The 14,438-nt window shown below is 56.0% G+C and carries 12 protein-coding genes; 6 read left to right on the forward strand and 6 right to left on the reverse strand.

Going from position 1 to position 14,438, the window contains the following annotated elements; translation table 11 throughout:
* Window positions 1–38 precede the first annotated feature (38 nt).
* Window positions 39–2,198: a phosphoribosylformylglycinamidine synthase subunit PurL gene (gene purL, locus AC3Y7R_RS02440; RefSeq protein WP_490040414.1), complete on the reverse strand. Its 2,160-nt coding sequence runs from the start codon at window positions 2,196–2,198 to the stop codon at window positions 39–41.
* Window positions 2,199–2,954: 756 nt separating this feature from the next.
* Here purL and AC3Y7R_RS02445 point away from each other — a divergent pair.
* Both AC3Y7R_RS02445 and AC3Y7R_RS02450 read left to right on the forward strand, forming a co-directional pair.
* Entirely contained in the window at window positions 2,955–6,647 is a 3,693-nt protein-coding gene (locus AC3Y7R_RS02445; protein WP_490040415.1) for a vitamin B12-dependent ribonucleotide reductase, read from the forward strand.
* Between the two features lie 364 nt (window positions 6,648–7,011).
* Window positions 7,012–7,722: a class I SAM-dependent methyltransferase gene (locus AC3Y7R_RS02450; RefSeq protein WP_490040416.1), complete on the forward strand. Its 711-nt coding sequence runs from the start codon at window positions 7,012–7,014 to the stop codon at window positions 7,720–7,722.
* Here AC3Y7R_RS02450 and AC3Y7R_RS02455 read toward each other — a convergent pair.
* Complete coding sequence (locus tag AC3Y7R_RS02455) at window positions 7,719–7,928, reverse strand: hypothetical protein (protein ID WP_490040417.1); 210 nt, start codon at window positions 7,926–7,928, stop codon at window positions 7,719–7,721. The genes AC3Y7R_RS02450 and AC3Y7R_RS02455 overlap by 4 nt on opposite strands.
* Window positions 7,925–9,079 (reverse strand): aromatic ring-hydroxylating oxygenase subunit alpha, encoded by a 1,155-nt coding sequence (locus AC3Y7R_RS02460; protein ID WP_490040418.1) that lies wholly within the window; start codon window positions 9,077–9,079, stop codon window positions 7,925–7,927. The genes AC3Y7R_RS02455 and AC3Y7R_RS02460 overlap by 4 nt, the downstream gene beginning before the upstream one ends.
* Window positions 9,080–9,266: 187 nt before the next feature.
* Here AC3Y7R_RS02460 and AC3Y7R_RS02465 point away from each other — a divergent pair, with 187 nt between their 5' ends.
* Window positions 9,267–9,644, forward strand: a complete 378-nt coding sequence (locus AC3Y7R_RS02465) for an EF-hand domain-containing protein (RefSeq protein ID WP_490040419.1) — start codon at window positions 9,267–9,269, stop codon at window positions 9,642–9,644.
* A 126-nt stretch (window positions 9,645–9,770) separates the two neighbouring features.
* Here AC3Y7R_RS02465 and ilvN read toward each other — a convergent pair whose 3' ends face one another.
* The 3 genes from ilvN to AC3Y7R_RS02480 form a co-directional block, all read right to left on the reverse strand.
* Window positions 9,771–10,334: an acetolactate synthase small subunit gene (gene ilvN / locus AC3Y7R_RS02470; RefSeq protein ID WP_490040420.1), complete on the reverse strand. Its 564-nt coding sequence runs from the start codon at window positions 10,332–10,334 to the stop codon at window positions 9,771–9,773.
* A 19-nt stretch (window positions 10,335–10,353) separates the two neighbouring features.
* Complete coding sequence (locus tag AC3Y7R_RS02475; protein ID WP_490040421.1) at window positions 10,354–10,722, reverse strand: hypothetical protein; 369 nt, start codon at window positions 10,720–10,722, stop codon at window positions 10,354–10,356.
* A 499-nt stretch (window positions 10,723–11,221) separates the two neighbouring features.
* Complete coding sequence (locus AC3Y7R_RS02480; protein WP_490040422.1) at window positions 11,222–12,982, reverse strand: acetolactate synthase 3 large subunit; 1,761 nt, start codon at window positions 12,980–12,982, stop codon at window positions 11,222–11,224.
* A 284-nt stretch (window positions 12,983–13,266) separates the two neighbouring features.
* Between AC3Y7R_RS02480 and AC3Y7R_RS02485 the strand changes: the two genes are divergently transcribed.
* Genes AC3Y7R_RS02485 through AC3Y7R_RS02495 form a run of 3 tightly spaced genes read left to right on the forward strand, consistent with a single transcriptional unit; the run spans window position 13,267 to window position 14,434 of the window.
* Window positions 13,267–13,653 carry a bleomycin resistance protein gene (locus AC3Y7R_RS02485; RefSeq protein WP_490040423.1) on the forward strand — a complete coding sequence of 129 codons (387 nt, stop codon included), beginning with the start codon at window positions 13,267–13,269 and terminating at the stop codon, window positions 13,651–13,653.
* Window positions 13,654–13,712: 59 nt separating this feature from the next.
* On the forward strand, window positions 13,713–14,060 hold the full coding sequence (locus AC3Y7R_RS02490) for a Lin0512 family protein (protein ID WP_490040424.1): 348 nt from the start codon (window positions 13,713–13,715) through the stop codon (window positions 14,058–14,060).
* Complete coding sequence (locus tag AC3Y7R_RS02495) at window positions 14,057–14,434, forward strand: Lin0512 family protein (protein WP_490040425.1); 378 nt, start codon at window positions 14,057–14,059, stop codon at window positions 14,432–14,434. The genes AC3Y7R_RS02490 and AC3Y7R_RS02495 overlap by 4 nt, the downstream gene beginning before the upstream one ends.
* Window positions 14,435–14,438 lie beyond the last annotated feature (4 nt).

The raw sequence follows: 14,438 nt of genomic DNA on the forward strand, positions 1-14,438 counted from the left end.
GGAAAGTAGGCAGCGTTGAGGGCGGTGACAACCCCGCCCTAGCCAACTGCGGCTTCAAAGCTTGTGTGATAGACCTCGGACAGCTCGGCCAAGGGCGCGCTAGAGCCGCCGATTGTCACCGCGTCGCCGCCAAATTTGCCGATGCTGCGCAGTGTTACGCCTGCTTGGCCTGCGGCGGTCATCAATGCTTCGGCCTTGTCGAACGAGCAGGCAATTAGGTAGCGCGCTTGGTCCTCGCCAAAGGCCTGCGCGGTGGTGTCATCGTCCAAGGTGACGCCAACTTGCGCCGCATCTGCCAGCTCGAACGCCGCCACGGCCACGCCGCCATCGGACACATCTGTGCACACGTCGATCCACTGGCGCTCAGTACGGATGAAATCGCCGTTCAGCTTCTCGGCTGCCAAATCCACATGCGGCGCATCGCCGTCTTCGCGGTTAAACACCTCGGCCAATAGGGCGGATTGCCCCAAATGGCCCTCGGCCTCGCCGAGCATCAACAACACATGCCCCTCGCGCACAGTGCCGGCGATGATATCATCTGTGTGCGCGATCAAACCCACCGCACCAATGGTCGGCGTGGGCAGGATACCCGTGCCGTCGGTCTCGTTGTACAATGACACGTTGCCAGACACGATCGGCATATCCAGTGCCAAAACGGCCTCGGCTATACCTTTGATTGCACCAACGAATTGGCCCATGATCTCGGGCTTCTCTGGGTTGCCGAAGTTCATGTTATCAGTCGTTGCCAGCGGCACAGCGCCCACTGCGCTCAAGTTGCGGTACGCCTCGGCCACCGCCTGTTTGCCACCCTCAAACGGGTTGGCCATCACATAGCGTGGCGTTACATCAGAGGTAAATGCCAGCGCTTTGTTGGTGCCATGCACGCGCACGATGCCCGCGCTGGCGCCCGGCGTAACCACGGTATCGGCCATAACTTGGCTGTCATATTGCTCCCAAACCCACTGCTTGCGCGCATAGTTCGGGCTGGCCACGATCATGCGCAGCGCGTCGATCGCATCGACTTGCGGCAAGTCTTCCAGCGGCTCGGCGGGCGGGGTTTCCACCCAAGGGCGGTCATATTCAGGTGCAGAACCGGACAGGGTTTTCAACGGCAGATCGGCTTTGACCTCGCCATTATGCAGCACCAAAAAGCGGTCCTCGGCCATGGTTTCACCGACAATGGCAAAATCGAGGTCCCATTTGTCGAATACGGCGCGCGCCTCGGCCTCCAGCTCGGGTTTGAGCACCATCAACATGCGCTCTTGGCTCTCAGACAGCATCATTTCATAGGCGCTCATGTTTTCTTCGCGCTGTGGCACGTCTTCGAGGTTCAATTTTACCCCAAGGCCACCTTTATCGCCCATCTCGACAGCGGAGCAGGTCAGGCCAGCGGCACCCATATCTTGGATCGAGATCACCGCGCCGGTGGCCATCAACTCAAGCGTGGCTTCCATCAAGCGTTTCTCGGTGAACGGATCACCAACTTGCACGGTGGGGCGCTTTTCCTCGATGGTGTCATCAAATTCAGCGCTGGCCATGGTTGCGCCACCGACACCGTCACGGCCAGTTTTTGCGCCCAGATAGACCACGGGCATCCCCACGCCAGAGGCAGCAGAGTAGAAGATCTTGTCGGTATCCGCGATGCCCGCGGCAAAGGCGTTTACCAGACAGTTACCATTATATGCGGGGTGAAAGCGCACTTCGCCGCCCACGGTTGGCACGCCAAAGCAGTTGCCGTAGCCGCCAACGCCCGCCACCACGCCCGACACCAATTGGCGGGTTTTCGGGTGGTCCGGCACGCCAAAGGACAGCGAGTTCATCGCAGCCACTGGGCGCGCACCCATGGTGAACACATCGCGTAAAATACCGCCCACACCGGTGGCAGCCCCTTGGTAGGGCTCGATATATGACGGGTGGTTGTGGCTCTCCATTTTGAACACCACACATTGGCCGTCGCCGATGTCCACGATGCCAGCATTTTCGCCGGGGCCGCAGATCACTTGCGGGCCCTCTGTAGGCAAGGTGCGCAGCCATTTCTTGGAGGATTTGTAGGAGCAATGCTCGTTCCACATTGCCGAAAAAATACCCAACTCGGTAAATGTCGGCTCGCGGCCAATGATTTCTAGGATGCGTTGGTATTCATCAGGGCTTAGCCCGTGTGACGCGATAAGATCATCGGTGATGTGTGGTTCTTGCATGCCGTGATTTCCCCAGATCGGTTCTGCTTGCGCACCTCATATTGCAGCGCGCGGGCAGGGGGAAGGGGTGTTATGTCACGACTTTTGCATATGCCGACGCCAGTGAAGACTGTTTGAGCAAGATGATCCACCGTGCCCCCGGTCTGACTGGGGTACGCACGGAGTTTGACAGGGAGGGCCTAAAAGTAGCTGTGATGCGCAAGATAAAGCAACCGATTCACAATCAACGGGCGACGCTCTCACCAAAGGGCAGGCCATGGACCGCCACAAAAACCGTCATTTGCATCGTATTCCACATATAGTGTCTTCCTTGCATCGGAGCCGCTACATTTTGTTTGTGCGCTTTGCAATTGTGGCGAATCCTAAGCCAAAGGCAGAGCTTTGTGAGTTAAGTGGGCCAGTTTGCAGCCTTTTTTCCAAGTCGGATTTTCTCGCCAAGCGCATAGGAATCGGCAGGGGTTTCGCAGGGGGTCAAGTCAACTAAAAAAACTGTCACAAAGTGGTAAAAAATTCGTTGACCCGATAGGCCTCGATACGTCAAGTAGTAGCTGTTGGCGCAAAAGCCACCACATATAGTGGCAGCGACAGCAACGGGAATGGGACACTACACTACACTCGAAACATCGCAAAGATGTCCTCTGTGCATATCTGCATGGGGTGAGTGGATTATTGCCCTGATCCAACCACGACCCGCATGAGGCAGGTCACTTGAATTACGAACGCGCTGCTGGGCGCATGATACCGGGGTAAAGACCAATGAAAATCGACCGCAAACTCACGAAAGCCGGAGTTGACGCCTATGAGGCGCTGGAATTCACCACAACGGCTTCCGAGATTCGCAACCCCGACGGGACCATCGTGTTCAAGCTCGACAATGTAGAAATTCCCGCGGGTTGGAGTCAGGTCGCCTCCGACGTCATCGCGCAGAAATATTTCCGTAAGGCTGGCGTGCCGGTCATCACCAAAAAGGTGAAAGAGAAAAACGTCCCGGAATTCTTATGGCGCTCGGTTCCTGACGACGCTGCAATGAAGAAGATCCCCGAAGATCAACGCTTTGGCGGGGAAACCTCAGCCAAGCAAGTGTTCGACCGCCTTGCAGGCACATGGTGCTATTGGGGTTGGAAAGGCGGCTACTTCTCCACCGAGGCCGACGCCCAAGCTTACCTAGACGAGATGCGCGTGATGCTGGCCAAACAAATGGCCGCTCCGAATTCTCCACAATGGTTCAACACTGGTTTGCACTGGGCCTACGGCATCGACGGTCCGGCCCAAGGGCACCACTATGTTGACTTCCAAACCGGTGTGTTGACCAAATCCAAATCTTCCTACGAGCACCCGCAGCCACATGCTTGCTTTATCCAATCGGTCTCGGATGATCTGGTGAATGAAGGTGGCATCATGGATCTTTGGGTCCGCGAGGCACGCCTGTTCAAATACGGCTCTGGCACTGGCACCAACTTCTCGTCCCTGCGTGCGGCGGGTGAAAACCTGTCTGGCGGCGGCAAGTCTTCCGGCCTCATGGGCTTCTTGAAAATCGGGGACCGCGCGGCTGGCGCGATCAAATCTGGTGGCACCACACGCCGTGCGGCTAAGATGGTAATCGTTGATGCGGACCACCCGGATATCGAGGAATTCATCAACTGGAAGGTGCTTGAAGAGCAAAAAGTGGCCTCCATCGTTGCGGGCTCTAAGATGCACGAGCAGAAGCTCAATCTGGTTTTTGAGGCGATCAAAACTTGGGATGGCAAGATCGAAGACGCCGTTGATCCAAAGACCAACGAGCAGTTAAAATCAGCCATTCGTGAAGCCAAAAAAGTTGCTATTCCAGAGACTTACGTCAAGCGCGTACTGGATTATGCCAAGCAAGGCTACACTTCAATCGAGTTCCCAACCTATGACACAGATTGGGATTCAGAGGCTTATAGCTCTGTCTCGGGCCAGAACTCCAACAACTCCATTCGCGTTACCGATGCTTTCTTGAAGGCGGTTGAGGCCGATGCGGATTGGGATTTGATCAACCGCAAGGACAACAAGGTTTCCAAGACTATCAAAGCGCGTGATTTATGGGAACAGGTCGGCCACGCTGCATGGGCTTGCGCTGATCCGGGTATCCAGTACCACGACACGGTTAACGCGTGGCACACATGCCCCGAAGACGGTGCCATTCGCGGCTCCAACCCGTGTTCCGAGTACATGTTCTTGGATGACACGGCTTGTAACTTGGCCTCGATGAACCTGCTGACCTTCCAAAAAGACACCAAGTTCGACGCAGAGCTATACATGCACGCCACGCGCCTGTGGACCCTGACGCTGGAGATTGCCGTCACCATGGCGCAATTCCCGTCCAAGGAAATCGCGCAGCGCTCTTATGACTTCCGCACCTTGGGTCTTGGCTATGCCAATATCGGTGGCTTGTTGATGAACATGGGCCATGGCTATGACAGCAAAGAGGGCCGCGCCATGTGCGGCGCGCTGACGGCGCTGATGACGGGCGTTTCCTACGCAACCTCCGCCGAGATTGCCAAAGAGCTGGGTCCATTCCCGGGCTACACTAAGAACTCCAAACACATGCTGCGCGTGATCCGCAATCACCGCAACGCGGCGCATGGCAATGACGAGGGCTATGAGGGCTTGGAGATCAAGCCGTTGGCGCTGGATCATGCAAACTGCCCGAACCAAGAGCTTATCAACCTTGCAATGGTCGCGTGGGATGAAGCGCTTGATCTGGGTGAGAAGCACGGCTACCGCAACGCGCAGGCCACGGTTGTTGCACCAACAGGCACCATCGGGCTGGTCATGGATTGCGACACCACGGGTATCGAGCCTGACTTCGCCTTGGTGAAATTCAAGAAACTTGCGGGTGGCGGCTACTTCAAGATCATCAACCGCGGGGTTCCGGGCGCGTTGGAAAACCTAGGCTATCCCTCCAACCAAATCGAGGAAATCGTGTCCTACGCGGTTGGCCACGGCACCATCGGCAATGCACCGGGCATTAACCACACATCGCTGGTGGGTCACGGGTTTGGCGAGGCCGAGTTGGCCAAGATTGAGGCCGCATTGCCATCCGCCTTTGATATCCGCTTTGTGTTCAACCAATGGACTTTGGGCGAAGAGTTCTGCACCGGCACGTTGGGCATCCCAACGGCCGAGTTGAACAACCCGAACTTCGATATGTTACGCCACTTGGGCTTTACCAAAGCACAAATTGATGCCTCCAATGACCATGTTTGCGGCACCATGACGCTGGAAGGCGCACCGCACCTGAAGCAAGAGCACTACAAAGTATTCGACTGTGCCAACGTATGCGGCAAGAAGGGCAAGCGTTTCTTGTCCGTCGACAGCCACATCTACATGATGGCGGCGGCGCAATCGTTCATCTCGGGGGCGATCTCCAAGACGATCAACATGCCAAATGACGCCAACATTGAGGACTGCCAGAAAGCCTATGAGCTGTCTTGGTCGCTTGGCATCAAGGCCAACGCTTTGTACCGTGATGGCTCCAAGTTGAGCCAACCACTGGCCGCTGCTTTGGTCGAAGATGATGATGAGGCCGCCGAAATTCTGGAAAGCGGGTCCAACCACGAGAAATCTATCGTGCTGTCCGAGAAGATCATCGAGAAGATCATCATCAAAGAAGTCGAGAAAGCCACCGCACGCACTAAGATGCCAGAGCGTCGCAAGGGTTACACTCAAAAGGCGGTCGTTGGTGGGCACAAAGTTTATTTGCGCACCGGAGAATATCAAGACGGCCAGTTGGGTGAGATTTTCATCGACATGCACAAAGAGGGCGCAGGCTTTCGCGCTATGATGAATAACTTCGCCATCGCTATCTCGGTGGGCTTGCAATACGGCGTGCCGCTGGAGGAATTCGTGGACGCCTTCACCTTCACCAAGTTCGAGCCAGCCGGCATGGTTCAAGGCAACGACAGCATCAAAAATGCAACGTCGATTTTGGATTACATCTTCCGCGAATTGGCCGTGTCCTATCTGGACCGCACCGATTTGGCGCATGTGAAACCAACTGGCGCTACCTTCGATGATATCGGTCGCGGCGAGCAAGAAGGCGTGCGTAATTTTGACAATGTATCGGAAAGCGCAGCCTCTAAGTCTTTGGAAGTGCTGAAACAAATCAGCTCAACCGGGTATCTGCGCAAACGCGTTCCACAAGAGTTGAAGGTGTTGCAAGGTGGCTTGAACATGGCGGCCGTTGCAGGGGCCACGGCACTTGATAATGCAACAGACCCCGTTGCGACGCTGCAAACCTTGGTGCCGGAAACGACAAGTACAATGGCATCAGGCTCTGGTCCTTTGTCGATGGACAATCGGGTCAAGGCCAAGATGCAGGGCTACGAGGGCGAAGCTTGTAATGAGTGTGGCAACTACACGCTGGTGCGCAACGGCACCTGCATGAAGTGCAACACATGCGGCGGCACCTCCGGGTGTAGCTAGCAAAGAGATTGGGGGCGCGGCTCGGGCCGCACTCCCTCACTAGGCGGGTTGGACTCCGCAGGTTTTTTCGAAGACCAACACTGTCCAACACGGCACGTTTTCCTGCGGAAGACGCGCCAGAGTTCCGAAGCGGGTGCGCTCGCTTCTGACACGGATCAGGCCGCAGGCAAAAAAACTACGGGCGGTAACAACGATGAGCCTGATCAGTGAACCTAGGCCCCTTCGTCAGAAGGGGCCTTTTTTCTATTGAGCGTGGTCTGATCTAAAGGAGCGCCTGCGGCGCACGCCATATTGATTTGCATCCCTCAACCGCTGGCTAAAACATTCCAACTGGGCCATAACATTCAAAAGAAGTGGAGGCCCCATGGCACGGATCAAAAATCAAGCAGCACGCGAGGCGTGGATCGGGAAGACATTGGAAGCCTTGCCTGAAAGCTCGTCTTTATTAGACGTCGGGGCAGGGGAGTGCGCCTACAAAAAACATTGCGCTCATTTGGACTATCTGGCGCAAGATATTGCTGAATATGACGGCTCCGGAGATGGCTCTGGCTTGCACACCAAAGTCTGGGACACGCAGGAGTTGGATTTTGTGTGCGACCTGTATGACATTCCCGAGGACCGGCAATTCGACAGCGTTTTTTGCTCGGAAGTTCTGGAGCATGTGGTTGATCCCGTGCGCGCGGTCGAGAAAATGGCGCGTTTGACAAAACCCGGTGGCCGGATGATTTTGACCGCGCCGTTCAACTCCCTCACTCACTTTTCACCTTATCATTATTGCACCGGATTTTCGCGGTATTTCTATGAGTTGCACCTAGATCGCCTTGGCTTCGAGATCGAAGAGCTAACGCCAAACGGTGGGTATTTCGATTTTCTGGATCAAGAAATTGGCCGTATGGCACGGACCCGCAAGACCTATAAGGCGGGGTTTCGCGGCCCGTTGACGGTCATTTTATCGCAGCTTTTGCGCCTTAACGCGCGCCTTTTGGCCGCCCAAGACGGTCCGCGCATGGACCGCGGCTCGTCGGAGTTGCAATGCTTTGGCTGGTTCGTAATTGCGCGCAAGAAAGCCAATTAAATCCGCCCCATACTGGCAAGCCTTTGGCGCAGCATTGCTGCGCGCTTATCGCCGGCCTCAAGCGCGAAGATGAAGGCGTGGGTTAGGTAGAAGCCCTTGGCGACGGGAGTTTTGGCTTGCGTCGAGGCTTGCTCGTAGAGCGCAATCAAGTCGGAGAGGTTATTGGCGGCATGGGCCGCCAAAAGCTGCCCGTCCAGAATGCTCATTCAGCCGCCACGGTATGTGCTTTCTGGTGCTCCAGTATGCGATTTGCCACCCAAGCGTGAAAACAATGGGTCGGCCCGTCCATGGCGGGGCTGAACCTGCCGCCGTCAAACCCCGGCCCGTAGCGCCCCCGTTGCATCCCCTCAACCACGAAGATGTCCTCCTCGAATACCTCTTTCCACAGTGCGGTGTTCTTGGCGCGCATATCGTCATTCACCTGCGGGGCGGCATAGTAGAGGTGGATATGCTCAACCGTTTGATCAACGGATTTTGGCTCTAGAATAATCGCAAACGCATGGTCGCGCTGCGCGCCCAGCAGCACATTCGGATAGACAGTGATGTATTCGGCACCTTCATCCCATTGCTCGCTCAAACCGGCAAAATCGGGGAAGCGTTCGCCGTTTTCACCCTTAAACTGGCGATACACTAGCGTGCCTTGACCCGAGTATTTGTCCGGTACGTTAATATTATAGTGGTCCTCAAGGCGCGAATAGCTGTTCAGGCCGGGGTGGACCCATGGCAGGTGGTAGCTTTCGCAGTAATTCTCGACCGCGAGCTTGTAATTTGTCGTCAGGCTCAGCTCAAATCGGCTGTCGGCCCCGCCATGATACATGGGCTGGTCGACCTCGGACCAACGGGCGATCAGTTCGGCGTGAACCTCCTCAAACGGGGCGGCCGCGCCCGAGATGTTTACAAACACCACGTCGCGCCAAATGTGGCTGCGGATCTCGATCAACCCAAGGGTGTCGCGGTCCATCGCCTCGTGCATATTCATCCCCGGACCGCCCACATGTGGCGTTGCCACCAGCTTGCCCTTGGTCGAGTAGCACCACGAATGATAGGGGCAGCGGATTGCGCCTTCGATCTTGCGCGGCTCGGCGACCAAGATCATGCCGCGGTGACGGCAGGTGTTCTGAAACACGCGCACGACGCCATCCTTATCGCGGATCAACAAAAGCGGCAGGCCTAGAAACTCCAGCGGCTTGGCGTCGCCGTTCTCGGGGACATCTGCGGCCACAGCCAAGCCCGCCCATGTCCCCATCAGGACTGCTTCGCTCTCGGCGGCAAAAGTGGTTTGGTCAATGTAATGGGCGTTTGGCAGTCCCCGTGCGTGTTCAATCGGGGCGATGACAGCATTCAAATCCGTGGTCATTTGAGGGCCTCTCAGTTGGGTGATCTATACCCCATTGGTTCCAGATTCGCGGGGGCAGTGCTTGTATCACTGCGACAACTCTTTTCTCACTGCGACCTATGCTCGGCTTCCCGCCGAAACAAAACGGGCGCGTCGGAGCATTGCCGCCCAAGTTTGAGCCCCCTGCTTTTTAGGCAGATGGACGCCGATGACATGTTTGGGAAATGGCAGCTACTGGCCTATTTTCAGGCGATTTTCTGTCGGGGCTGCTTGGGATGTGCCGGATGATGCATCACTGGTCTCGGCCCATAAGACATCGGGCCTTACCCAAACCGAACGGAGAAAACCGATGAAAACCACATTGATTGCACTCACCACAGTAACAATCGCCGCGACTGCCAGCTTTGCGGCGGTGGCTGATCTGGATAGCGATGGCGATGGCGTCGTGTCCTTCACCGAGATGCTGGGCGTCTATCCGACGTTAACCGAGGAAGGGTTCAGCGCTGTTGACACGAATGGAGACGGGGTGATCGACGACGAAGAAATGACGGCGGCGATTGAAGGCGGGTTGATCCCCGAGGCCTGATATAGCGCAGGGCCTGACTGCATGGCCCCGCCTATTGCACGGCCCTGCCTGCTCACGGCCCCGCCCAATGTTTGATCTGCCTCGGCAAAGGGTGGGGGCCGTGTTGCGTCCTTGATCTGGAACTTGCTAAGCGCTGCCGCGCGAAAGTGCGGCAACACCTGTGCGCGCAACTTCGACAAGCCCCAACGGGCGCATCAGGTCTGCGAAGGCGTCGATTTTCTCAGAGTGGCCCGTCATCTCGAAGACGAAGCTTTCCAAGGTGCTATCCACCACATTGGCGCGGAAAATTTCAGCCAGTCGTAGCGCTTCGATACGCTTGTCACCGGTGCCAGACACCTTGAACATCGCCAATTCGCGCTCGACGCTGGCACCTTCTTCGGTGAGGTCATGCACCTCATGGACTGGCACCATGCGCTCTAGCTGCGCCTTGATCTGGGTGATCACCGCAGGGGTGCCGACCGTCACAATCGTGATGCGTGACAGGTGGCCATCGTGATCCACCTCGGCCACGGTCAGGCTTTCGATGTTATAACCACGCCCTGAGAACAGCCCGATAACCCGCGCCAGAACCCCGGCTTCATTGGTTACCAAAACCGCCAGCGTGTGGCGTTCAATGATGTCGGCATTGGGGTTTTTCAGGTCATAGGCCGAATGCTTGGACGTGCCTTTTTTGATCTTGAGCGGCGGCATGGCGATCTCTCTTTCTTATCTATCTTATGTCGATCACGGGCGTGCCAGAATTGGCCGGATAGCCCGTTTTAGTCAATAGTGTCAGGCGCAAAGGCTCTTGCGCTGGCTTGTCGAGGCAAATGCTCGCGGGTCGCAGGGTGACAGGCGCGCCCTCAATTTCGATCTGGTCCGAGAAATGCAACACCTGCGCCTCTCCCGAGCTGGCGGCGGTGGCGGTCACCAAATAGCCCCCCTCCGGTGCCCCATCACAGCCCGCGCCACAGACACAAACCTGTGCTGCCTGCGTGAAGCGCAGCTCTTGTTGCCACACATCGCGGTTCAGATCGAAATCCGGCACCACGGCGGGGGGCAGGGTGGCTATGAAAAGGGAGGTGATCCAGTTCCACATTTGTCAGTTTCCCGATGTGAGAACAGGGGGGATTGTTGCAACTTGTGAAAACTTAAGTGCACTCATGCAACCTTCACAGATCAAAAACCTCCAGAGTGGAAGTAGCATGGCGCTAAAGAATAGTAACCCGATCTGCCATCGTCTCCAAAGTACAGCTGATCGACCGAGCGGGCCATAAATGACTTTATCGAAGGTTTGACGGAATTCTTTATGTGACAACCCTTGAGCATTCGCCTGACTCGCCTCGTCAAACATGAACCAGTTAGCGTGGATAGTCGTTTCATCCTTTGACAAAGCTCTAATACCACACAAAAAACTAACCGAGGCTGCTACCAAGGATACAATCAATATCCAATGGATTGGAGTAGGGTAAAGCTCTCTCATTTGGCTAATACCAAAAGCTAAACAGGCTCCTGATGCGCCGAGTAAGTAGTAAGTCCTCTTTTCTTGAAGTGCGCATAGGTCTCGGCGCAGCTCACGCTTTAAGTCTTGCATAAAACTACACCAACACCGCGCCCGTGGACCCGATTGCGTCCTCGTCCCTGTCGTCGCCCATGAGCATTTCATTGTGCGGCGCGCCGGATGGGATCATCGGGTACAGGTTTTCGTGCTTCTCGACACCGCAATCAAATACCACTGGACCGTCGAACTCGAGCATTTCCATGATCGCGTCATCCAGATCGGAAGGGTCGGTGCATTTGATGCCTTTGGCCCCAAACGCCTGCGCCAGAAGTACAAAGTCGGGCAGGGCTTCGGACCAGGAATGCGAATAGCGGTTGCCGTGTAGCAATTGCTGCCATTGGCGGACCATGCCCAAGCGCTCATTGTTCAAAATGAACTGCTTGATCGGCAGGTTATACTGCCGCGCGGTGCCCATTTCTTGCATGTTCATCAGCCACGAGGCCTCGCCAGCCACATTGATCACCAAGGCATCAGGATGCGCCACTTGCACGCCAACAGAGGCCGGCAAGCCGTAGCCCATTGTGCCCAAGCCGCCCGAGGTCATCCAGTGGTTTGGCTCCTCAAAGTTAAGGTATTGCGCGGCCCACATTTGGTGCTGGCCAACTTCGGTGGTGATGAAGCGATCTTTGCGATGCTTGGTCAGGGCCTCTAGGCGCTGCAATGCATATTGTGGCTTGATAATAGTTTCAGAGTTTTTATATTCCAAACAACGCACTGCGCGCCATTCTTCAATCTGTTTCCACCACTTGGATAGGCCTTCTTTGTGGGTCTTGCGGCCGCGTGATTTCCATATCCGCAGCAGGTCTTCCAGCACATGAGCAACATCGCCAACAATAGGCACATCAACGTGGATGATCTTGTTGATCGAGGAGGCATCAATGTCGATATGCGCCTTCTTCGAGCCGGGCGAGAACGCGTCCACGCGCCCAGTGATCCGGTCGTCAAAGCGCGCGCCGATGTTGATCATCAGATCGCACCCGTGCATCGCCATATTGGCCTCATACAACCCGTGCATCCCCAACATGCCCAGCCATTGCTCGCCAGAGGCCGGATACGCGCCCAAACCCATCAAGGTCGAGGTGATAGGAAAGCCCGTTTCCTTGGCCAGATCCCGCAGCAAAGCCGTCGCGCTGTCACCAGAGTTGATCACGCCACCGCCGGAATAGATGATCGGGCGCTTGGCGGTTTCCATCAACTCGGCCAGCTCGGTGATCCGCTCAAGATCGCCTTTTACCTTGGGCGCATAATGCTTGGTCTTGGCCTGTTTGGGCGCAACATAGGTGCCCTTGGCAAATTGCACGTCTTTGGGGATGTCGACCAGAACCGGACCGGGGCGCCCATGGGTGGCCACATGGAAGGCCTGATGGATCACATCGCCCAGCTCGTTGGTGTCTTTCACCAGCCAGTTATGCTTGGTGCAGGGGCGAGTGATGCCAACGGTGTCGGCCTCTTGGAACGCGTCATTGCCGATCATAAAGGTCGGCACTTGCCCTGTCAGCACGATCATCGGGATGCTGTCCATCAACGCATCCGTCAGGCCCGTCACCGCATTCGTGGCACCGGGGCCAGAGGTCACCAAAACAACGCCGGGTTTGCCAGTAGAGCGTGCGTAGCCCTCGGCGGCATGGGTTGCGCCTTGCTCGTGGCGCACCAGAATATGCTTGATCTTGTTTTGCTGAAAAATCTCGTCGTAAATCGGCAGCACGGCACCACCGGGGTATCCGAATACCGTGTCCACGCCTTGGTCAATCAGGGCTTGAACCACCATCTCCGCGCCGGTCATTTGCTTAGGTGCCATCGTACTGTCCTCGTTTCCTGTGCTCACAAAAAAGCCCCCGTTTTGGCGGGGGCGCATGGTTCCAGATATGGAGTGTCGTTACCGACCCATGCACCAATATTCTAGAATGACGACCACATCGGTCATGCTGAGCGCTCCTTCGTTGCTGCGCTGACATTACCAGCCCCGAAAGGGGGGTCAACAGGCAATTGTCTGAATTTTATGTCTCTGAGTGCATTTTTATTGTATTTTTATTGCGTCAATCCGGTCACTATCAGAAGAAATAGAAATCTAAGGGGCCTTAAATGCCGAAAATGACCCAAATCACCCCGTTCCTGTATTGTGCGGACCTTGATGCCGAGATTGCATTCTTTCGTGACGTTTTGGGGTTTTCTGTCGGTTCTGAAATGCGCGATCCGGATTATGCCTATTTATACCGCGACAACATTGCCCTGCGTATTATCGTCACCGGCACACCTGATTACCTGTCCGAGCCTGCTGCAAATCAGATGGTCTATATAGATGTCGATGATGTGGACGCGCTATACCGCGAATTGGAGCCGAAGCTGTCCCAACTGCCAAAGGATCGAGTGACCGCACCATTTGATCGGTTCTATGATCAGCGCGAATTTCATGTTCGTGATGAAGGGCCTTATCTGATCATGTTCGGCCAACCCAAAGCACCTTCGTGATGCGGCTTGCAGTTGCTGGCCACATTCGCTCCTATGTGACGACCTAAAGGGAGAGGCACATGGCCAAGACACGCATGATCCACGAATTTGGCATGGGCACATCCCTGCGCCGTCGCGATTATACCGAGGCCGCCGCGCGCGCTATTCGTGACGCCCTGTGGCACAACTCGGTCAGCCTCGCCGAGGCCTTCGGGTTCGAGAAATCCGACATGATCATCGAGGTTGAAATCGGCGCGCAAAACCCCGAGGCCGTGGATGTGTCCAAGCTGTTGGACATCTTTCCCTATGGCCAGCCGTCAATCACCGTCAAACACGGCGGTTTGGACATCCCCAAGCCTGACGGCTCGGGTGTCACGGTGATGGTTAATGTCGCCATCATGGTCAGTTTTGACATGGAGGCGGCGTGATGGAGCATCGCATTATTCTAGAGATGGGCACCGGCAACGACCTGTACGGAATGGACTATACCAAGGCCGCCAAACGCGCCATTCACGACGCGCTGCACCATTCCTCTATTGTTATGTTCAAATCGCTTGGCATCGCGCACGCGCATATGCGCGTCCAAGTCACCATCGGCGTGCAAAAGCCCGAGTTGTTGGACATAGCCGCCTTAACCGCCGAGTTGCCACGGGGCAGGGCGCAGGTCACCGGGGTTTTGGGCGGGCTGGATGTGCACGACCCCGAGAACGCGCAAACCCATGTTATCGCCAGCGCCGCGATCGAGGCCTTTGTCCCGATCAAGAGCGCCGATTGGCGGCTGTCAAAGGCGCCGCAGAGCTAGGCTG

Source organism: Litoreibacter sp., from assembly GCF_058136045.1.

Excerpts from the sequence above, each read along its gene's own strand:
- purL (WP_490040414.1), bottom strand. The coding sequence starts at position 2,198 with ATGCAAGAACCACACATCACCGATGATCTTATCGCGTCACACGGGCTA.
- AC3Y7R_RS02445 (WP_490040415.1), top strand. The coding sequence starts at position 2,955 with ATGAAAATCGACCGCAAACTCACGAAAGCCGGAGTTGACGCCTATGAG.
- AC3Y7R_RS02450 (WP_490040416.1), top strand. The coding sequence starts at position 7,012 with ATGGCACGGATCAAAAATCAAGCAGCACGCGAGGCGTGGATCGGGAAG.
- AC3Y7R_RS02455 (WP_490040417.1), bottom strand. The coding sequence starts at position 7,928 with ATGAGCATTCTGGACGGGCAGCTTTTGGCGGCCCATGCCGCCAATAAC.
- AC3Y7R_RS02460 (WP_490040418.1), bottom strand. The coding sequence starts at position 9,079 with ATGACCACGGATTTGAATGCTGTCATCGCCCCGATTGAACACGCACGG.
- AC3Y7R_RS02465 (WP_490040419.1), top strand. The coding sequence starts at position 9,267 with ATGACATGTTTGGGAAATGGCAGCTACTGGCCTATTTTCAGGCGATTT.
- ilvN (WP_490040420.1), bottom strand. The coding sequence starts at position 10,334 with ATGCCGCCGCTCAAGATCAAAAAAGGCACGTCCAAGCATTCGGCCTAT.
- AC3Y7R_RS02475 (WP_490040421.1), bottom strand. The coding sequence starts at position 10,722 with ATGTGGAACTGGATCACCTCCCTTTTCATAGCCACCCTGCCCCCCGCC.
- AC3Y7R_RS02480 (WP_490040422.1), bottom strand. The coding sequence starts at position 12,982 with ATGGCACCTAAGCAAATGACCGGCGCGGAGATGGTGGTTCAAGCCCTG.
- AC3Y7R_RS02485 (WP_490040423.1), top strand. The coding sequence starts at position 13,267 with ATGCCGAAAATGACCCAAATCACCCCGTTCCTGTATTGTGCGGACCTT.
- AC3Y7R_RS02490 (WP_490040424.1), top strand. The coding sequence starts at position 13,713 with ATGGCCAAGACACGCATGATCCACGAATTTGGCATGGGCACATCCCTG.